This window comes from Longispora urticae, from assembly GCF_053902585.1.
This window is the reverse complement of the sequence record NZ_JAQZSH010000018.1, coordinates 112503-131418: the sequence shown is the minus strand read 5'-3', so window position 1 is coordinate 131418 and position 18916 is coordinate 112503. Positions and strand designations below refer to the sequence as shown.

17 protein-coding genes are annotated in these 18916 nt (G+C 72.1%); 10 read left to right on the top strand and 7 right to left on the bottom strand.

All coding sequences use genetic code 11. The features are described 5' to 3' along the window. Positions 1 to 11: 11 nt before the first annotated feature. On the top strand, positions 12 to 1022 hold the full coding sequence (locus PT931_RS08980) for a sugar phosphate isomerase/epimerase family protein (protein WP_456245229.1): 1011 nt from the start codon (positions 12 to 14) through the stop codon (positions 1020 to 1022). Positions 1023 to 1056: 34 nt separating this feature from the next. Beyond that, positions 1057 to 1659 carry an EboA domain-containing protein gene (locus PT931_RS08975; protein WP_456245228.1) on the top strand — a complete coding sequence of 201 codons (603 nt, stop codon included), beginning with the start codon at positions 1057 to 1059 and terminating at the stop codon, positions 1657 to 1659. Between the two features lie 27 nt (positions 1660 to 1686). Here the strand turns inward: PT931_RS08975 and PT931_RS08970 are convergent, their stop codons facing one another. Together PT931_RS08970 and PT931_RS08965 are read right to left on the bottom strand one after the other, a co-directional pair. Next, on the bottom strand, positions 1687 to 2214 hold the full coding sequence (locus PT931_RS08970) for a hypothetical protein (RefSeq protein ID WP_456245227.1): 528 nt from the start codon (positions 2212 to 2214) through the stop codon (positions 1687 to 1689). A 224-nt stretch (positions 2215 to 2438) separates the two neighbouring features. Further along, positions 2439 to 3365, bottom strand: a complete 927-nt coding sequence (locus PT931_RS08965) for a proline dehydrogenase family protein (protein ID WP_456245226.1) — start codon at positions 3363 to 3365, stop codon at positions 2439 to 2441. 143 nt (positions 3366 to 3508) lie between these two features. On the opposite strand from PT931_RS08965, the gene PT931_RS08960 reads away from it, so the two are divergent. After that, positions 3509 to 4681: a PucR family transcriptional regulator gene (locus PT931_RS08960; RefSeq protein WP_456245225.1), complete on the top strand. Its 1173-nt coding sequence runs from the start codon at positions 3509 to 3511 to the stop codon at positions 4679 to 4681. Here PT931_RS08960 and PT931_RS08955 read toward each other — a convergent pair. From PT931_RS08955 to PT931_RS08945, 3 genes are read right to left on the bottom strand one after another with little or no spacing between them, the layout of a single operon-like run. Then, positions 4678 to 5145, bottom strand: a complete 468-nt coding sequence (locus PT931_RS08955) for an NUDIX domain-containing protein (protein ID WP_456245224.1) — start codon at positions 5143 to 5145, stop codon at positions 4678 to 4680. The two genes, PT931_RS08960 and PT931_RS08955, sit on opposite strands and share 4 nt — an antisense overlap. A gap of 14 nt (positions 5146 to 5159) precedes the next feature. Further along, positions 5160 to 5966, bottom strand: coding sequence for an inositol monophosphatase family protein (locus tag PT931_RS08950; protein ID WP_456245223.1), 807 nt, complete (start codon positions 5964 to 5966; stop codon positions 5160 to 5162). Further along, entirely contained in the window at positions 5963 to 6403 is a 441-nt protein-coding gene (locus PT931_RS08945; protein ID WP_456245222.1) for a DUF5919 domain-containing protein, read from the bottom strand. Before PT931_RS08945 ends, PT931_RS08950 begins: the two co-directional genes overlap by 4 nt. Positions 6404 to 6555: 152 nt before the next feature. On the opposite strand from PT931_RS08945, the gene PT931_RS08940 reads away from it, so the two are divergent. Continuing rightward, complete coding sequence (locus tag PT931_RS08940) at positions 6556 to 6855, top strand: hypothetical protein (protein WP_456245221.1); 300 nt, start codon at positions 6556 to 6558, stop codon at positions 6853 to 6855. A 262-nt stretch (positions 6856 to 7117) separates the two neighbouring features. Here PT931_RS08940 and PT931_RS08935 read toward each other — a convergent pair whose 3' ends face one another. Beyond that, positions 7118 to 8548 carry a PepSY-associated TM helix domain-containing protein gene (locus tag PT931_RS08935; RefSeq protein ID WP_456245220.1) on the bottom strand — a complete coding sequence of 477 codons (1431 nt, stop codon included), beginning with the start codon at positions 8546 to 8548 and terminating at the stop codon, positions 7118 to 7120. Positions 8549 to 8736: 188 nt separating this feature from the next. Between PT931_RS08935 and PT931_RS08930 the strand changes: the two genes are divergently transcribed. From PT931_RS08930 to PT931_RS08905, 6 genes are all read left to right on the top strand, one after another. Beyond that, on the top strand, positions 8737 to 9231 hold the full coding sequence (locus PT931_RS08930) for a TspO/MBR family protein (RefSeq protein ID WP_456245219.1): 495 nt from the start codon (positions 8737 to 8739) through the stop codon (positions 9229 to 9231). Between the two features lie 41 nt (positions 9232 to 9272). Further along, positions 9273 to 10046: a DUF1206 domain-containing protein gene (locus PT931_RS08925; protein ID WP_456245218.1), complete on the top strand. Its 774-nt coding sequence runs from the start codon at positions 9273 to 9275 to the stop codon at positions 10044 to 10046. Positions 10047 to 10269: 223 nt separating this feature from the next. Beyond that, on the top strand, positions 10270 to 12222 hold the full coding sequence (locus PT931_RS08920) for a S8 family serine peptidase (protein ID WP_456245217.1): 1953 nt from the start codon (positions 10270 to 10272) through the stop codon (positions 12220 to 12222). 119 nt (positions 12223 to 12341) lie between these two features. Then, positions 12342 to 13274, top strand: coding sequence for a hypothetical protein (locus tag PT931_RS08915; RefSeq protein ID WP_456245216.1), 933 nt, complete (start codon positions 12342 to 12344; stop codon positions 13272 to 13274). A gap of 279 nt (positions 13275 to 13553) precedes the next feature. Continuing rightward, complete coding sequence (locus tag PT931_RS08910; RefSeq protein WP_456245215.1) at positions 13554 to 16367, top strand: glycosyl hydrolase family 95 catalytic domain-containing protein; 2814 nt, start codon at positions 13554 to 13556, stop codon at positions 16365 to 16367. Positions 16368 to 16564: 197 nt separating this feature from the next. Further along, positions 16565 to 18148 carry a serine/threonine-protein kinase gene (locus PT931_RS08905; RefSeq protein ID WP_456245214.1) on the top strand — a complete coding sequence of 528 codons (1584 nt, stop codon included), beginning with the start codon at positions 16565 to 16567 and terminating at the stop codon, positions 18146 to 18148. Here the strand turns inward: PT931_RS08905 and PT931_RS08900 are convergent. Continuing rightward, positions 18139 to 18843, bottom strand: coding sequence for an alpha/beta hydrolase (locus PT931_RS08900; RefSeq protein WP_456245213.1), 705 nt, complete (start codon positions 18841 to 18843; stop codon positions 18139 to 18141). The genes PT931_RS08905 and PT931_RS08900 overlap by 10 nt on opposite strands. Positions 18844 to 18916: the final 73 nt, after the last annotated feature.

Genomic DNA, 18916 nt, shown 5'->3' with positions numbered 1-18916 from the left:
TGAGACCCGACATGACCCGACCGATCACCCTGTTCACCGGCCAGTGGGCGGACCTCCCGTTCGAGGAGGTCTGCCGCCTGGCCGCCTCCTGGGGCTACGACGGCCTGGAGATCGCCTGCTGGGGCGACCACTTCGACGTCGCCCGCGCCCTGTCCGACGACACCTACGTCAAGGACCGGCGCGCGATCCTGGCCCGACACGGCCTCACCACCTACGCCCTGTCCAACCACCTCGTCGGCCAGGCCGTCTGCGACCACCCGATAGACGACCGGCACCGCGCGATCCTGCCGGCCGCCGTCTGGGGCGACGGGAACCCCGAGGGCGTCCGCCGCCGCGCCGCCGACCGGATGAAGGACACCGCCCGCGCCGCCGCGCTCCTCGGCGTGGACACCGTCGTCGGCTTCACCGGCTCCCCGATCTGGCACCTGCTCGCGATGTTCCCCCCGGTGCCGGAGTCCACCCTCGACGCCGGGTACGCCGACTTCGCCGCCCGCTGGCACCCCGTCCTCGACGTGTTCGACGAGGTGGGCGTCCGGTTCGCGCACGAGGTGCACCCGGGCGAGATCGCCTACGACTACTGGACCACCCGCCGCACCCTCGACGCGATCGGGAACCGCCCCGCCTTCGGCCTCAACTGGGACCCGTCGCACATGATCTGGCAGGACCTCGACCCGGTCGCGTTCATCCTCGACTTCGCCGACCGGATCTACCACGTGGACTGCAAGGACACCCGGATGCGGGCCCGCGACGGCCGCCGGGGCCGACTCTCCTCGCACCTGGGCTGGGGCGACCCGCGACGCGGCTGGGACTTCGTGTCCACCGGCCGCGGCGACGTCCCCTGGGAGGACTGCTTCAGAGCCCTCAACCACATCGGGTACGCCGGCCCCGTCTCCATCGAGTGGGAGGACGCCGGCATGGACCGCCTGGCCGGCGCACCCGAGGCCCTGGCCTTCGTCCGCCGGATGAGCTTCGACCCGCCGACCGGCGCGTTCGACGCGGCATTCAGCGAGCAGGATCGATGATATCGACCCCGACGGCACGCTGAGGAGGACCCGCATGACCCCGGACCGGCTGCGCGCCGCGCTCGTCGCCGTACCCGACCGCGACTGGCTGGTCGGCGCGCTCATCCGGGTCACCGTCGAACCCGCCACCGTCGTCGGCTACTACTCGGTCGCCCGGCGCCGCTGCGGCCAGGTCGCCCTCCCGGCGGCCCCCGGCTGGACCGCGGACGTGGCGGCCCGGGTCCTGCTGCTGTCCGTCCTCCCGCTGTGCGGCACCCGCCTCACCGAGGTGGTGGAGCAGCTCTACCAGTTCGGCGACCCGACCGAGAAGCTCGCCGTCCTGCGCGCCCTGCCCATGCTGGACCTCGGCCCATCGGCGGTCCCGGTCCTGCACGACGCCGTCCGCAGCAGCGACCCCCGCCTCCTGGCCGCCGCGATGGGCCCGTACTCCGCGCACCTCGACGACGGGGCCTGGCGCGGGGCGGTGCTGACCTGCGTGCGGACCGGGGTCCCGCTGGCCGTGGTGCACGACCTGGAGCGGCGCGCGGACGCGGGGCTGGCGGAGCTGCTCGCGGCCCACGCGGCGGAGTGCCTGGCCGCCGGCCACCAGCTGTCCCCGGACGCGGCCGCCCTCCTGCACCGCCTCACGGCCGGTTGAGGTGGGCTCGCGCCGCGCCTTTCGACATCAGGGCAGCTGTTTCCTGGCCTCGATCCACGTCAGGAGCAGATCCATGGTCGGCCCCGGCCGCAGGTGGACAACGAGTCGGTCAACGTGGGCCGTGAGGTTCTTGTGACGGCGAAGGTCGCCGATCTGCTCGATCGGAAGGCTGCGCCAGTCGGCGGCGAGGGCCACGGCCTGTGCGGGCTCGTGGGTGAGTGCCACGAGTGTGTCGGCGGCGAGGACCTCAGGGTCGTAGGCCGACTCGGGACCGGGGCCGAGATTCTCGATGATCCAGGTGCGGAGCGTGAAGTCCACGCGCAGCACCCTGGCCCGCTCCCACGGGCCGTCGCCCTGACCCCGCCTGTTCGCCTCCAGGGACAGGGCGGCCCACTGCAGGCGGGCCTCTCGAGGCTCATCGGAATGACAGGCGTGCCATTGTGCGATGAGCCGGACCCCTTCCAGTTCGTTGCCCTGGACCTCGGCGGCGCGAGCCTTCAGGCGTTCGATCCGCCACGTACTCATCTCGGTCGGTTCGTCGCGCTCAGCGCTCAACGTGCCTCGTCTCGGACAGCGGGAAGGCCGAAGCCGACGATAGCGCTGTCGCGTGGTGGCGGCCGCTCGGAGCGGGTCGTCGACGGTCCCGGCCACCGAATTAGGTGAGGTCCGGGTCGGCGGACCCGGTCAGGATCCGCCGCCCCGCTCCCGGCCGGCCCGCCGGGCAGTAAGAACCCTGGACCCCGCCCTCGCCCGCCAAGGAGTGGGCGGGGCCCAGGTGGTCAGCGGCTGAACAGCGAGCGCGCGAAGAACGCCAGGTTCGCGGGCCGCTCGGCGAGCCGGCGCATGAAGTAGCCGTACCAGTCCTCGCCGTAGGGCAGGTACACCCGGACGACGTGGCCCCGGGCGGCGAGCGCGCGCTGCTCGGTGGCGCGGATGCCGTAGAGCATCTGGAACTCGTAGCTGCCCGGTTCGCGGCCGAGCTCCTCGCCGAGCCGTTCGGCGATGTCGACCATGCGCAGGTCGTGGGTGGCGATCATCGGGTACGCCTTGGAGTTCATCAGGATCCGCATGCACCGCGCGTACGCGAGGTCCACGTCCCGCTTGGCCGCGTACGCGACCGTGGCGGGCTCGGCGTACGCGCCCTTGACCAGGCGGACCCGCGAACCGGCGGTGGCCAGGTCCGCGCAGTCGGCCTCGGTACGCCGCAGGCAGGACTGGAGCACGGCCCCCACCCAGGGGAACTCCTCGCGCAGGTCCCGCACCGTGCCGAGCGTGGCGTCGACCGTGGTGTGGTCCTCCATGTCGACGGTGACCGTGGTGCCGGCCCGCTGGGCTGCCTCGCAGATCGCGACGGCGTTCTCCAGGGTGACCTGGGCCGCGTCGGTGGCGAGCTTCTGCCCGAGGGCGGACAGCTTGACGGACACCTCGACCTGGGCGGGCAGCCCGAGGTCGGTGAGCCGGGCGAGCAGCGCGAGGTAGGCGTCGCGGGTGGCGGCGGCGTCCTCCGCGTCGAGGGTGTCCTCGCCGAGGTGGTCGATGGTGACCGTCAGCCCCCGGTCGACGAGCCCCGTGGTCGCGCTGACGGCCTGGTCGAGGGACTCCCCGGCGACGAAGCGGTCGGCGAGCCGGCGCAGGGCGGGCGTGCCGGTGACCGCCCGGCGCATGCGCGCGCTGCGGGACGCGATCAACAAGGGTTGCGAGAACACGGTCAGACCTCCTGAGGGGGCCGCAACGGGGCGGTGACGGAGAACCTATGCGCCCCACCGGCCGCACTCAACAGACAAACGTCACAAGCTCCAAGCCTTTTTCCGGTACGAATGCTCAGCGCTCGCGTGCGAGAATCGGGCTCATGAGGCCTGACCTGCAGGACATCGTCGACCGGGTGTCCCGGCTGCTGTCCGCGCCCGTGACCCTGGAGGACCGCGACTTCCAGCTCGTGGCGTTCGGCTCCCAGTCCGGCGGCATCGACGCGGTCCGGCAGCGCTCGATCCTCGACCGCCGGTCCGCCCCCGAGGTCCGCGAGTTCTTCGAACGGTTCGGCATCGCCACCAGCGACGTCCCCGTCCGCACCCCGGCCGACCCGGCCCGCGACCTGCTCGCCCGGGTCTGCCTGCCCGCCCGCTGGAACGGCGTCACCTACGGCTACCTGTGGCTGCTCGACGAACGCCACGACCTCGACGACGCCGTCCTCGGCGCGGCCATGCACAGCGCCGCCCGGGCCGGCGCCATCATGGCCCAGCAGGCCCGCGCGAAGGAACGGATGTCCGACCGCCTCCAGGACCTGCTCTCACCCGACCCGGGCACCGCCGAGGCCGCCGCCGAGGAGATCGTCGAACTGGGCGTCCTGGACCGGGACGTACCCGTCGTCGCCCTCGTGCTCCGCACCGTTCCGGAACCGGCGGCCCACGCCGTACCCATCAATCTCTGGCGGTTGCCCCAGTCCGTCCTGGCGGCCACCGACCACGACCACCTCACCCTGCTCGCGCCCCTGGCCGACGCCGCCGACCTCCGCCCCGCCCACGCCCTGGCCCGCCAGGCCCTCACCCTCTACGCCGAACAGCTCCCACCCGACCTCCGCCCGCACGCCGTCGCCGGCCTCGGTGCCCCCCGCCCCGACCTGGTGCACGCCCGCGAGAGCTGGCGCGAGGCCCGCCTGGCGCTCCGGGCCAGCGCCGAGGTCCCCGCGCTCCGCCCGGTGGCCAGCTGGCCCGACCTGGGCATCTACCGCCTCCTCGCCTGCGGCCCGCCCCGGGCTCTCCGCCACGCGGTCCTCGACGACGCGGCCCGCCGCCTCCTCGACCACGGCGACCCGGTACTCCTCGCGACCGCCACCACCTACCTGGACGAGGCGGGCAACGTGCAACGCAGCGCGGCGGCGCTCGGCATCCACCGCCAGACCCTGTACCACCGCCTGGGTCGGATCCAGCAGATCACCGGCACGGACCTGGAACGCGGCCAGGACCGCCTCCGCCTGCACCTGGCCCTGACCCTGTCCCCCCTCCTGCACCCGGGCACCCCCTAGCGGAGCGCTGCCCGGATTCCGTTGCGGAAGTCCTCGACGCGGGCTCGGATGCGTTCGTGCATCGGGAGTCCGGCCACCTCTTCGAATGTGCAGAAGGACAGCTCAGTCGACTCTTCGCTCACCTGGAGAGTCCCGCCGGTGACGTGCGCGGCGACGCAGACCGAGAACTCCTGGCGCACCTCCCCGTCGTCGTAGGAGAAGACGTGGCGAGGGTCGGAGTACACCGCGATCACGTAGTCGCACTCGATGGTGAGGCCGGTTTCCTCCAGCACCTCGCGCTGGGCCGTCTCCTCGATGGTCTCGCCGATCTCCATCACCCCTCCGGGCAGCGCCCAGAGGTTGTTGTCCACTCGTCGGTGTAGCAGGATTCGTCCGGCGGCGTCCACGACGACGGCCGACGCCGCCGGTCGCAGCGAGTTGGCGGAGGGGGCCGCCGGGTCGTCGTAGTAGTCGACTCTGGCCATGTGGACCTGCTTTCTCAGGCCCCGCGGACGTGGGCTTCCGCGCGCCGGATCGCGTCCACCAGTTGCCCGACGATGCCGGGAGCACCCGCGATCGTGGCCTCGGAGTCGAAGGTGTGCGGGGAGCCGTCCCGATCGACCACGACGGCCCCCGCCTCGCGCGCGATGACCACCCCGGCGGACGTGTCCCACGGCTTGTTGGACATCGTGACCGAGGCGTGCACCTTGCCGTCGGCGAGCCAGGCCAGGTCCGTCGCGGCGGTGCCCAGCATTCTCAACCTCAGTGCCCGCTGTGCGAGGTCCTCGGTCAGCGCGAAACGCAGCGCGTTCTTCTCGGCCGCTCCGGTCCCGACCGCGAAGTCACCCATGGCGATCACCGCACCGTCGAGGTCCGCGACGTCCCGGACCCGCATTCGACGGGTACCGCAGTAGGCGCCGGCGCCCTCGACAGCGTGGTAACGAGCACCGAGGAAGGGGAGCTCGATGACCCCGAGGACGGTGCGTTTCCGGTGGACCAGCCCGAGCGAGACCGCGCACAGGGGCATGCCCTGGACGAAGTTGACGGTCCCGTCGATCGGGTCCAGCGCCCACAGCAGCTCTCCGGTCGCCGCGGTCAGCCCGTCCTCCTCGCCGAGAAACCCGATGTCCGGGGTCTTGTCCGTCAGATACGACCGGACGGCGCGCTCCACCGCGAAGTCGACATCGGAGGCGAAGTCCCGGTCACCCTTGGCGGTGAGTTTCTCCGGTTCGTGGTCGCGGATCAGGTCACTCGCGAGGGCGACCGCGTCGAGGGCTGTCGTGAGGAGCGGCGCGAACTCGCTCATGACAGGCTGCCTCGTTCCCACAGGGAGGTCATCACCTGATCGAACGTAGCGAACAGGCCGTCACCGCCGCCACCGCGACGCAGCACGAATGTCGGAGAGTCGACCCCTCTGGACGCCGGCAGATACGGCTGCATCACGCAGAGAGAGTCGTCCACCGTGAAGATGTTGAAGCGAATCGTCTCGTCATACGTACCGATGATCATTCGCTTCTGTGCGTCCTTGGGCATTCTCGACCGGACGCGTTTCAAGGTCTGGATGTTGAGTTCGGTGAGTCCCGACAGGTGCCCGGGACCGTATCCCTCCTCGCCCTCGCGCTGCTTGATCGCGTCACCCGCCGGGTCGAGGAACAGGCACCGAATCTCGGAGCCGCTCTCGACCAGGGTTCTCCACCGCTGCTCCGGGTACTGCTGGCAGATCAGATTCAGGGAGAGTCCCACCGTTCGGGAGTTCGATCCGGATCGGCGGATACCTCGACTGACGTGGCGACGGTTGGTGAAGTCAGGAAAGTGTCAGTAGTGGAGTGGGTGGTGTACCCGGGGATGGAGGGTGTGGGAGCCTTCGGGCATCCCTCTACAGTGGAGCGTGCATCATGCTCAAACGTGTTCTCGCCCTGGCCGCCGTCACCGCCGCCCTGGTGATCCCGGGAGCCACCCCGGCCACGGCCGCACCCGCCCCGGCAACGCAGTCCGGCCGTAGCGCCGCCATCAGCTGGCCCGAACCGTGGTCGGCGTACAGCTACCACCCGACCGACGGTCACTGCTTCTGGGCGGGGGAGAACTACCGCGCCCAGTCGTGGTCGAACCAGTACTACTGCGCCTACGAGCCGGACCCCTACCGCTACGGCACCGACTGGGTCCTCTACATCAACGACCTGTACGCCCAGGGGTAGGCACCGGCGGCCCGGGACGTGGAGCCGCCCGGGGGCGCAGCGGTGCCCCGGGACGTGGAGATGCCCGGGCCGCCGGGATCGGAGGTCGCCCCGATCCCGACGTCCCGGGCACCGGTCCCGGATCCGAAACGCACACGTGTGAAGTCGTCGCCGGACCTCCCGGTCCCGGATGCTTCTTGTAGGGCGCTCCCTGTCGGCGGTTCCCACAGCGAACGGATCGTTCGGGCGTGGTGTTCCAGCCCGTGGGCGGGGAGCTGCCCACTCAGGCCCGGAGCGCCTGCGCGGTTCGGCGGCGGCGGGCCAGGGCGAACAGCAGGTCCAGGACGACGAACGCCAGCAGGCTCAGGCCGAGGAGCGGAATCGCCCAGCCGATCGCGACGACCACCAGCGGACCGGGGATCAGCACCCACAGCGGCAAGTGCCGCCAACCGCCCCGGGCCGGCGGTGCACCCAGCGGAGCCCGGCGGTCCGAGCGGGTCGGGCGGCGGCGCCACCACATCCGGTAACCGAGGACGATCAGGGTCGCGATGCCGACCGCCAGGAGGGCGAGCGCGATCTGGTTGGCCAGGCCGAACAGGCGGCCCATGTGTGCCTGGATCCCCAGGGTGGACAGTTTCGCGAGGAACGGGCGGTCGGAGAAGCGCGCCTGCGCGGTGACCGTGCCCGTCGCCGGGTCCACGGCGGCCTGGTCGCGGCGGACCGGCCAGGTGTTGTCGACCTGGGTCGCCGTCCACGCGGTGCCCGGTCCGGCGGCCACGCCCAGTTCGAGGGGGCCGTCGAGGCCGGCGGACCGGGCGGCGGCGTACACCTTGTCGAAGGTCGCCGGATCCACGGTGGAGGGAGCGCCGGCCGCGCCGTGGCCCTCGTGGCCGGCCGAGGAGGAGGCCCCGGGGCCGCCGGGCAGGCCGGTGTCCAGGGGGGTGGCGGTCGCGCGCAGGGTCTCCAGGGCCGCGCCGAAGTTCTCGCCGGCGTAGGTGGACCAGGTCAGGCCCGTCGCCGACAGGCCCAGTGCCCCGACCAGGACCCAAACGCCGATGCTCGCGTGCCAGGACCGGGTGCCGCGTACCCCGCGGGCGCCCCGCTCCGGCAGGAGTACGGCGCGGGCCCGGCGGCGCGCGGTCCGCTGCCGGGACAGCCACAGCACCAGGCCGCCGAGGGCGATCACCCACAGCCAGCTGGCGGCGAGTTCGGAGTAGAGCCGGCCGGGTTCGCCGAGTTGCAGGTGGCGGTGCAGGCCGTCGAGCCAGGTGGTGACCGGGGTGGAGCCGAACCAGGTGGTCAGCTGGCCCTGCACGGTGGCGGTGTGCGGGTTCACGAACACCGTCCGCCGGTGGTCCTCGTCGAGGCCGGGCAGGGCGAACACGACCCGGGTGGTGGCGTCGCCCTCGGCCGGCAGGACGCCCGTGACGGTGCCGGCGGGGAGCGCGGCCTGGGCGGCGGCGACCTGGTCGGCGAGGGGGCGGGTGCCGCCCGTGGTGCTGGACGCGGTGAGCACGTCGCCGTAGACGAGGTCGTCGATCTGCGGGGTGAACGCGTACAGCAGGCCGGACAGGGCCGCGACCAGCAGGAACGGGGCCACCAGGACGCCGGCGTAGAAGTGCAGGCGGCGGAGCAGGGGGAGGACCGACCACACCGGCGCCACCGGCCCGTCGGCCTGGTCCGGGGGAGCGGTCGGGGAGAGGGCAGTGGACACGGCGGACTCCAGCGGGGCGAGGGGAACACGGACGCTGCCCCTTCAGTCGGCGGGCGCCCCGGTCCAGTTCCCTGCCGGTGGGTGACGTGGCCCACGGGGTCCGCCGGGAACTTTTCGGCCCCGACACGCGACGCGAAGACCGACGGAAGAACCGTTTCAGGGGTACGCGGGAAGGGTAGGTGTCCGGGATGAACCATTCTGTGCTCGCCCGGCCCCGCACGGAACTCGCCCGCTGGCTGGGCCTCGCGGTCTTCGGGGTCGTGGTGGCCGCCGCCGCGGCGGTCGGCGCGCTGGGCGTGGGTACCGCGGCGGAGGACTACGCCACCCTGGACCGCCCGTCCTGGGCGCCCCCGGCCTGGCTGTTCGGCCCGGTCTGGACGGTGCTGTACGTGATGATCGCCGTCGCCGGCTGGCTGGTGTGGCGGCGCACGGGGCTCACCGGCTCCGCGATGGCACTGTTCGGCACCCAGCTCGTCCTGAACGCGCTGTGGACCCCGGTCTTCTTCGGCCTCGGCCGGTACGGCCTGGCGCTGATCGTCATCGTGGCGATGTGGTGCGCGATCGGCGCGACGATCCTCCTGTTCCGGGCCGTGTCGCGCCCCGCCGCCGCGCTGCTCCTGCCCTACTGGGCGTGGGTCACGTTCGCCACCGCGCTCAACGCCGCGATCTGGTGGGCCAACTGACCCACGGTTTGGCGACGGCCCGGAACGGGCAACCACTCTCCATGTCCCCCCGTAACCCCGCACGCCAGGCCGCCGACAGCGACACCCTCGAGTTCTGGGCCCGCGCCGGGCTCGTCGGCTGGGGCGTCACCCACCTCCTCGTCGCCTTCCTCGCCGCCCAGATCGCCCTGGGCCGGCCCGACAAGGAGGGTGACCAGTCCGGGGCGTTGGCCACGATCGCGGAGCACCCGTTGGGGGTCGCGGCGCTGGTCGCCGTCGCTCTCGGGTTTTTCGCGCTGGTCGTCTGGCAGGGGCTGGAGGCGACCGTCGGCGACCACAAGCCGTGGGGCCGGATCGCCGCCGTCGGCCGGGCCGTCATCTACGGGGCGCTGGCCCTCAGCGCCGGCAAGCTGGTGTTCGGCCAGGGCGGGTCGAAGGCCGACCAGCAGCAGACCCTGACCGCGAAGGTCCTGTCCAACCCGGGCGGGCAGTGGCTGGTGGGCCTGCTGGGCGTCGCGGTCGTGGTCGGCGCGGGCGCCCTCGTCTGGTACGGGCTGAGCGACCGTTACGCCAAGCACCTGTCGCGTACACCCACCTGGGTCACGTGGTCCGCGCGGATCGGCTACTCGGCGAAGGGCCTGGCCTACGCGATCGTCGGCGCGCTGGTCGTCGCGGCCGCGGTCACCTTCGACGCGGCGAAGTCCCGGGGCCTGGACGAGGCGCTGCGGACCCTGGCCGCCCAGCGGCACGGCACGCTGCTGCTCGGCCTCGTCGCCGCCGGCCTCGCCGCGTACGGGGTGTTCGGCCTGGCCCAGGCCCGCTACCGCAAGATCTGACCACGCGACGAAACCGCCGGGCACCGGTACCCGGAAAATGGTCTTGCGGGTCGACATCCGGTGCGAACCGGTCGAACCCGCCCCGCGCCCCCTCGAAAGTTTCTGTCAAAAAACAGTTTTGGAACAGCAGTTCCGCCGAAGTCCTGTCCGACCTGTCGCGCGCGGACCGGCCGTTCCTACCCTGCTTGCCTGGTACGACCCACCCCTCAGAGGAGAACCAGGCATGAGGAACAGAACAGCGGGTGTGCTCGTCGCGGCATCCGTCACGATCGGTTTCGTGGCCGTGGCGGGGCCCGCAGCCCAGGCCGCCGAGGGCGTCATCCGCAACGCGGGCGCGCCGACGGCGGTGTCGGGCAAGTACATCGTCGCGTTGAAGGACGCCCCGGCGGGCGTGGCGACCGCCGCGGCCGTCCGGTCGCGCGCGGACGGGCTGACGAGCAAGTTCGGCGGCTCCGTCGGGTACGTCTACGACCAGGTGCTCGGCGGGTACTCGGCCCGGATGACCGAGTCCCAGGCGCGCCGGCTGGCGGCGGACCCCTCGGTCGCCTATGTCGAGCAGGTCCAGACGATGGGGATCGCCGACACTCAGAACAACCCGCCGAACTGGGGCGACGACCGGATCGACCAGCGGGACCTGCCGCTGAGCAAGTCCTACACGTACCCGTCGAACCCGGGTCAGGGCGTCACCGTGTACGTGCTGGACTCCGGCCTCAACCCGAACCACTCCGAGTTCACCGGCCGGGTCAAGCAGGGCTACGACTTCATCGACAACGACTCCAACCCGGCCGACTGCCACGGGCACGGCACGCACGTCGCCGGCACCGCCGTGGGCACCACCTACGGGGTCGCCAAGAAGGCCAACGTCGTGTCCGTCCGGATCCTGAACTGTCAGGGCAACGGCGAGGACGACCAGATCCTGGCCGGCATGAACTGGATCAAGAGCAACGCGGTCAAGCCGGCCGTCGCCAACTACAGCGTCGGCTGCGGCAGCCGGTGCAGCAGCGACTCGCTGGACAACGCCGTGAAGGCGCTGATCGCGTCCGGGGTGCAGTTCGTGCAGGCGGCGGGCAACAACAACGACGACTCGTGCTACTTCAGCCCGCAGAAGGTGCCGGCGGCCATCACGGTCGGCAACAGCACCAGCGGTGACGCGCGGTACACGGGGACCGGGCAGTCCAACTACGGGTCCTGCCTGGACATCTGGGCGCCGGGTACGGGGATCATCTCGGCCTCGTACAGCAGCAACACCGGAACCGCGACCATGACGGGTACGTCCATGGCGTCCCCGCACACGGCCGGCGCGGTCGCCCTGTACCTGGGCGCGAACCCGAACGCCACCCCGCAGCAGGTCCGCGACGCGCTCGTCAACAACGGCAGCACGGGCAAGCTCACCGGCATCAACTCCGGCTCGCCGAACGTGCTGCTCTACACCGCCTTCATCGGCGGCGGCACCCCGACCGACCCGTCGGTGACGAACCCGGGCAACCAGTCCACGGCCGTCGGCGGCACGGCGAACCTCCAGCTGCAGGCGTCCGGCGGCACCTCGCCGTACACCTGGAGCGCCTCGGGTCTGCCCGCCGGCCTGTCGATCGGGTCGAGCACCGGCAAGATCACGGGCTCGCCGACGACCCAGGGCAGCAACAACGTGACCGTGACCGTCACCGACTCGGCCAACAAGACCGGGAACGCGTCGTTCACGTGGACCATCGGCGGCTCGGGCGGCTGCACGGCGACCCAGGTCGTCGGCAACACCGGCTTCGAGAGCGGCAGCACGCCGTGGACGGCGAACGCCAACGTCATCGGCAGCTGGTCGCAGCAGGCGGCGCACGGCGGCAGCCGGTACGCGTGGCTCGGCGGCCAGGGCGGCAGCCACACCGACTACGCGTCCCAGTCGGTGACCATCCCCTCGGGCTGCGCGACGGTGACGCTGCGGTTCTGGCTGCACATCGACACGGCCGAGACCGAGAACGTGGCCTACGACAAGCTGACCGTCACGCTGGGTAGCACCACGGTCGCGACCTACTCCAACCTGAACAAGGCGGCCGGGTACGCCGAGAAGGTGTTCGACGTGAAGCAGTTCGCCGGCCAGACCGTGACGCTGAAGTTCAACGGCGTCGAGGACTCCAACCTGCAGACCAGCTTCGTCGTCGACGACGTGACCATCTCCGCCTCGTAGAAAGCCCCCTCCGGGAGGACACGGCCGGCGCGTGGTCAGCGCGCCGGCCGTGCCGCCGGTTCCGACCACCTACTGGATCAACCCTTAACAATCCGTGACCCGGGGTGGATACTCCTGCTATGCGGGAGCAGATCATCGGCAGGGAACTGGCGCATGTCCTGCGGACCGGGCCGTTCTCCGCCGCGCTGCACCTGGCCATCGAGGCCAGTGGCCTGCGGATGGAGGAGATCCAGACCCGGCTCGCCGGCCAGGGGATCATGGTCAGCCAGACCACGCTGGCCTACTGGCGCCGGGGCCGCAGCCGCCCCGAGCGTCCCGCCTCGCTCCGCGCCGTGGGGGCGCTGGAAGGCATCCTGGGCCTGCCGGCGGACGCGCTCACCGCCCAGCTCGGCCCCCGCCGCCCGCGCGGCCGCTGGCTGGACCACCCGCCGGGCACGATGGAGATGGCCGAGGTCTGGTCGGACTCCGAGAGCCTGGGGGAGCTGCTGGCGGCCATCAACACCCCCGTGCACAACATCCTGCACCGGGTGAGCATGCACGACCTGTTCGTGATCGGCCCCGACCGCGGCGCGGTCACCCTCGCCACCCGCGCGGTCGTGCGCGCCACGGCCGACAAGGTGTCCCGCAGCGTGTTCGTCTACCACAACGACGAGGGCGAGGGCGGGCTGCCGACGGTGCACCCGGTCCGCAACTGCCGGATCGGCCGGTCCCGCACCGACCCCGACGGGGAGTTCCTCGTCGCCGAACTGATCTTCGACCGGGTACTGGGCACCGGCGACACGGCGGCCATCGAGTACGAGCTGCGGTTCGGTCCCGGCGCCGTCTCCGACCACTACCACCGCGCCTTCCCGGCCGAGGCGGGCGACTACCTGCTCCAGGTGCAGTTCGACCCGGAGGCGTTGCCGGCCCGGTGTTTCCGGTACAGCCGGCGGCGGGAGAACGCGCCCGACCAGGGGGTCCGCGAGGTGTGGGTGGGGGCCGCGCACGGGGCGCACCTGGTGGACCGGGACATCGCGCCGGGGCTGGTGGGGCTGCGCTGGGAGTGGGACTAGGGCCGCCGGCCCGGGCCTTCGTCCGCGCGCCGCGTGCGCGAACGCGCACCCATCCTGCGGACTCGCGCACAGCGTGTTCATTCGAGTGCCATATTGTTGAAACCTGTTCGTCACGGGTCCCGAATCGAACGCAGCCTCCTAGCTGGGAAAACTAGTCATCGGATGACACGCGCTGATCTCGGCGTTACATCGACGTCCACCTCGTGATCCATTGACATTCATCCGATCACTGCCTACGTTCAGCGGCACTGATTCGGACGTCGACAGGAGCGTGGCGAGATGGCGGACAACGACTACGGGACGGACCGCGGCCCCAGCCGCCGCGCGGTCCTCCGGACGTCCGGCGCGGCGGGCGCGGCCCTCGCCCTGAGCGGGGTGCTGCCGGCCACGGCGCACGCCGCCGCCCCGGCCGCCTCCGCCCTGGTTCCCGAGGCGACCGCGACCGAGCTGTGGTACCCGGCCCCGGCCGTCGAGAGCGCCATCATCTCCGAGGGCCTGCCCGTGGGGAACGGCCGGATCGGCGCCCTGGTCGGCGGCGACCCCGCCCGCGACTTCCTCTACCTCGCCGACGCCACCCTGTGGACGGGCGGCCTGAACGCGACCCTCCAGGGCGACGGCCAGTTCCCGTACGGCGTGAACGACTTCGGGTCCAACACCCTGCTCGCGAAGGTGTACCTGGCGCTGCCCGCCCACCCCATGTCCGCCGTCACCGGTTACCGCCGCCGCCTGGATCTCAGCAACGGCCTGGTCACCACGGCGTACACGTACCAGAACGTCACCTACCGCCGCGAGGTGTACGCGAGCCACCCCGACAACGTGCTCGTCGTCCGGCTCACCCAGAGCGGCGGCGGCGGCCACACCGGCACCCTGACCCTGAACGGCACCCACGGCGAGACCACCACCGCGAACGCCGGCACCGCCTCGTTCGGGGCGACCCTGGCCAACGGCCTGAAGTACGGTGCCGTGGCCAAGGTGGTCGGCACCGGCGGCACGGTCGCCGTCAACGGCGCGAACGTCACGTTCACCGGCTGCACCGAGGTCCTGATCGTCCTGAGCGGCGGCACCAACTACGTGCCCGACCCGGCGAAGAGCTTCCAGGACCCGGCCGTGGACCCGAAGGCGGTCGCGGGCACCCGGGCCACCGCCGCCGCCACCGCCGGGGGCGCGACCCTGCTGACCAGACACGTGGCCGACTACCAGGCGCAGTACCAGACGATGGGTGTCGATCTGGGCACCTCCACCGCCGCGCAGAGGGCCAAGGACACCTGGGCGCGGCTCACCGACCGGGCCGTGCCGGGCGCCCCGTCGGACCCGGAGCTGGAGGCCAGCTACCTGCAGTTCGGCCGGTACCTGACGATCACCGGCTCGCGGACCAGCGTCCCGATGAACCTCCAGGGCCTGTGGCTGGACCGGAACAACCCGGACTGGATGGCCGACTACCACACCGACATCAACGTCCAGATGAACTACTGGCTCGCCGACCGGGCCGGCCTCGGCGGCAACTTCACCGCGTTCGCCGACTACTGCGTCTCCCAGCTGTCCTCGTGGACCACCCAGACCCAGGCCCTGTTCAACGACCCCCGCAACGGTTTCCGCAACTCCACCGGCCGGATCGCGGGCTGGACCACGGCCATCTCCACCAACATCTACGGCGGCATGGGCTGGTGGTGGCACCCGGCCGGCAACGCGTGGCTGTGCAACTCGCTGTGGGAACACTACGAGTACACCCTGGACCAGGCGTACCTGGCGAAGATCTATCCGCTGCTCAAGGGCGCCTGCCAGTTCTGGGAGTCGCGGCTGCTCCTCGTCGACGACCCGGCGGGCGGCACCGGCAAGGTCCTGATCGCCGACAACGACTGGTCCCCGGAACACGGGCCGACGAACGCCAAGGGCATCACCTACGCGCAGGAACTGGTGTGGGCGCTGTTCGCGCAGTACCAGGCGGCGGCCTCGGCCCTGGGACGCGACGCGGCCTTCGCGCAGACCGTCGCGGGCCTGCAGGCCAAGCTCTACCTGCCCGTCGTCAGCCCCTCGACCGGCTGGCTCGAGGAGTGGATGACCCCGGCCAACCTCGGCGAGACCACCCACCGGCACCTCTCGCCCCTCGTCGGCCTGTTCCCCGGCGACCGGATCACGGTCGACAACAGCCCCACACCCCTGATCACGGGGGTACGCAACCTGCTCACCGCCCGCGGCATGGACTCCTACGGCTGGGCAGTCGCCTGGCGCGCCCTGTGCTGGGCCCGGCTGAAGGACGCGTCCCGCGCGTACCAGCTGATCCTCACCGCCATGAGGCCCTCGGTGAACTTCGGCAACGGCACGGCCCGCAACTTCCTCGACATGTACAGCTTCGGCAACCGGGCCACCTTCCAGATCGACGCGAACCTCGGCACCCCCACGGCCATGATCGAGACCCTGCTGTACTCCCGCCCCGGCCTGATCGAACTGCTGCCCGCGCTGCCCTCCGGCTGGGCCGCGGCCGGCCGGGTCACCGGGATCGGCGCGAGGGGCGGATTCGTCGTGGACCTGACCTGGGCGTCCGGCCAGGCCACCTCGGCCACCATCCGCAGCGTCGGCGGCACCTCCACCGTCGTCCGGTACGGCACCTGGACCCAGAACGTCACCCTGGCGCCGGGCGGCTCGGTCACGGTGACCCCGCCGCCCCGGCTCTCCGGCGACTTCGTGCTCGTCAACCGGCGCAGCGGCAAGGCGATCGACGTACCCGGGGCCTCGCAGACGGCGGGGACGGCCCTGATCCAGTACACCCAGCACGGTGCCGTGAACCAGCGGTGGCGGTTCGCGGACGTCGGCGGCGGGGAGTACACGGTGACGAGCGTCAGTTCGGGGCTGCTCGCCGACGTGAACGGCGGGTCCACGGCCGACGGGGCGACGATCATCCAGTGGACGGCGACCGGGGCCACCAACCAGCGGTGGCGGCTCGTGGACGCCGGCGGCGGGTACGTGAAGGTGGTCAGTGTGAAGAGCGGGAAGGTGGTGGGGGTGGCCGGGTCCTCGACGGCGGACTCCGCGGCGGTGGTGCAGCAGACGGATACGGGGGACAGCAGCCAGCAGTGGCGGATGCTCCCGGCCTGACATCCGGTGGGACGTTGATGACTGACGGTGACTTTCGGCCTCGTTAGTTGCGGTGATTCCGGGGGAATTCGCCTCCTGGCGCAGCTCACAGGCCGGGACCTCGCCCCGGGTCAGATAGCTGTACGTAGTCGGGGTCCGGGGAAACCTCCGTACCCCGACGGATGCCGGATCGACCGGCGGCTCTCTAGGCTCTGCCCATGAGTCAGCCGATGTGGACGGTTCCCGGTTACGACGAGGTCCGGGAACTGGGTCGGGGCGGGGCCGGTCGGGTGGTGCTCGCCGAGCACACCGAAACCGGGACCAAGGTCGCGATCAAGTACCTCGCGGACGAGTTGTGCCGGACGCCGGAGCTGCTCGCCGGGTTCCGGGCCGAGGCGCGGCTGCTCGCCGAGTTGAGCGCGCCGAACATCGTGCGGCTGTTCGAGTACGTGGAGACCGACGCCGCCGCCGCGATCGTGATGGAACTCGTCGACGGCGTGCCGCTGCGTGCCCTGCTCCGCGAGCACGGGGCGACCAGCCCCGAGGCGGCGCTGCACGTGCTCAAGGGTTCCCTGCTGGGGCTGGCCGCCGCGCACGTCGCCGGGGTGGTGCACCGCGACTACAAGCCGGAGAACGTGCTGGTCACGACGCGGGGGGAGAGCAAGCTCGCCGACTTCGGGATCTCGGCGCGGACCGGGAGCACCGGCATCCTGGCCGGGACGCCCGCGTACATGGCGCCCGAGCAGTGGCGGGGGGAGCCGGCCAGTCCGCGCACCGACATCTACGCGGCGACCGCCACGTTCTTCGAGTGCGTGACCGGCGGGAAGCCGTACCCGGCGGAGACCCTGGACGGGGCCCGGTACCAGCACGAGCACGCCGACATCCCGGTCGGGGAGCTGCCCGGGCCGGTCCGGGAACTCGTCCGGCGCGGGCTGGCCAAGCGCGCGCAGGACCGGCCGAGCGACGCGGCGGCGTTCGTCGCGGAGCTGGACTGGGCCGCCAGCGCCGGCTACGGGCCCGACTGGGAGACCCGGGGCCGCCGGCAGCTCGCCGAACGCGTCGCCCTGCTGGCCCTGCTGCTGCCGCTCGGGGTCGGGGCCGTGCAGAGCGGCGCGGCGGCCAAGGGGGTCGTGGCGGCCAAGACGTTCCTCGGGCTCGGCCGGACCGCGAAACTCGTCACCGCCTCGTCGTTGGCGGTGACCGTCCTGGCGCTGGCCGCGTTCGGGTACGCGCTCGCGGGGCCCGGCGGCCCGTCCTCGGCGGATCCGGTCTCCGGGGGCTCCACGGTCGTCGAGCCGGGCACGCTGCCGTCGCCGGGGGTGTCGGGCGTCCTGCCGTCGGCCACGCCCTCGCCCTCGGCCACCGGCACCGCGTCGCCGTCCCCGGGGCCGACCCCGACGAAGACCGCGCCGCCGACCCCGCCGGTCAGCCCCACCGGGATCGTGCCGCCGACCTCGCCGGTGGCGCTGTTCTACGACGGCGCGATCGACTGGAACTGCGGCGCCCAGCTGCGGATCGGTGCGAACATCCACGTCGAGCCGCCGAACCAGAACCCGATCGTGCTGCACGTCCGGTACCGGGGGATGGCGACGGAGAACGGGACGTACACCGGGATCGACAGGACGGAGCACCTGACGCTGTCCGGGCAGCTCGACTACAACGCCGTGAGCGCCGTGAACATCACCCAGGGCGAGCACGACGCCAACGGGAACACCTATGTCCGGGTCGAGGTCACCACGACGCCGCCCGGGCTGAACGGGCCGCTGCTGCTCACCCGGGACCGCCCGAACTGCTACTCGTGAGGTAGCTCCGGGTCGGCGAAGACGAACGTGTCGAGGGCGGCCACGATCTCCGGCGGGATGTCGTGGCCGCCGTCGAAGGGCCGCCACGTCACGTCGTAGCCGTACCTGTCCAGCAGGTCCCTGGCCTGTTCGCCGCCCGGGAACGGCACCTGCGCGTCGGACCGGCCGTGCGCGACGAGCACCCGGGGGCGGCGCGGGCCGGGGGCGTGCAGCCCGGCGAGGGAGTCGGCGAGGAGCACCCCGGACAGGGCGGCCACCCGGTCGACCCCGGCCTCGGCCCGCAGGGCCACGTCGAGGGCGAGCATCGCGCCCTGGGAGAAGCCGGCGACGACCACGGTGTCGGGCGCGTACCGGTCCCGGACGGTCGCCAGCAGCCCGAGCACGGCCTCCCGCGCGGCCGTGACCAGCGCGTTGGGCACATGGTCGGCGGGCGCCCGGTCCTCCCAGGCCCAGGCCGGGCGCTCGTCGGGATCCAGCCGCCACCAGGCCCGGCCGCCGCCGAACTCGGGGAGCGGGCCGGCCGGGGCGAACACCCGGGTCCCGGGGCGGGCCAGCAGCCGGCCGAGTCCGACCATGTCGTCGCCGGGGGCGCCCCAGCCGTGCAGCAGGATCAACGCCGTGCCGCCGCGTTCGTCCTCGGGCATCGCGGTGAGGACGGCGACGCGCAGGCCGGCGGGTTCGTCGGGGGAGGTCATGGCGGGAGCTTACCCAGCGCGCCGCGCGGCCCTTCGTTCACATTCCGATGGTAGTGAGGCCTGTCGTTTGTCC

Excerpts from the sequence above, each read along its gene's own strand:
- PT931_RS08905 (WP_456245214.1), top strand. The coding sequence starts at position 16,565 with ATGAGTCAGCCGATGTGGACGGTTCCCGGTTACGACGAGGTCCGGGAA.
- PT931_RS08900 (WP_456245213.1), bottom strand. The coding sequence starts at position 18,843 with ATGACCTCCCCCGACGAACCCGCCGGCCTGCGCGTCGCCGTCCTCACC.
- PT931_RS08975 (WP_456245228.1), top strand. The coding sequence starts at position 1,057 with ATGACCCCGGACCGGCTGCGCGCCGCGCTCGTCGCCGTACCCGACCGC.
- PT931_RS08980 (WP_456245229.1), top strand. The coding sequence starts at position 12 with ATGACCCGACCGATCACCCTGTTCACCGGCCAGTGGGCGGACCTCCCG.
- PT931_RS08955 (WP_456245224.1), bottom strand. The coding sequence starts at position 5,145 with ATGGCCAGAGTCGACTACTACGACGACCCGGCGGCCCCCTCCGCCAAC.
- PT931_RS08910 (WP_456245215.1), top strand. The coding sequence starts at position 13,554 with ATGGCGGACAACGACTACGGGACGGACCGCGGCCCCAGCCGCCGCGCG.
- PT931_RS08940 (WP_456245221.1), top strand. The coding sequence starts at position 6,556 with ATGCTCAAACGTGTTCTCGCCCTGGCCGCCGTCACCGCCGCCCTGGTG.
- PT931_RS08960 (WP_456245225.1), top strand. The coding sequence starts at position 3,509 with ATGAGGCCTGACCTGCAGGACATCGTCGACCGGGTGTCCCGGCTGCTG.
- PT931_RS08950 (WP_456245223.1), bottom strand. The coding sequence starts at position 5,966 with ATGAGCGAGTTCGCGCCGCTCCTCACGACAGCCCTCGACGCGGTCGCC.
- PT931_RS08915 (WP_456245216.1), top strand. The coding sequence starts at position 12,342 with ATGCGGGAGCAGATCATCGGCAGGGAACTGGCGCATGTCCTGCGGACC.
- PT931_RS08930 (WP_456245219.1), top strand. The coding sequence starts at position 8,737 with ATGAACCATTCTGTGCTCGCCCGGCCCCGCACGGAACTCGCCCGCTGG.
- PT931_RS08920 (WP_456245217.1), top strand. The coding sequence starts at position 10,270 with ATGAGGAACAGAACAGCGGGTGTGCTCGTCGCGGCATCCGTCACGATC.
- PT931_RS08925 (WP_456245218.1), top strand. The coding sequence starts at position 9,273 with ATGTCCCCCCGTAACCCCGCACGCCAGGCCGCCGACAGCGACACCCTC.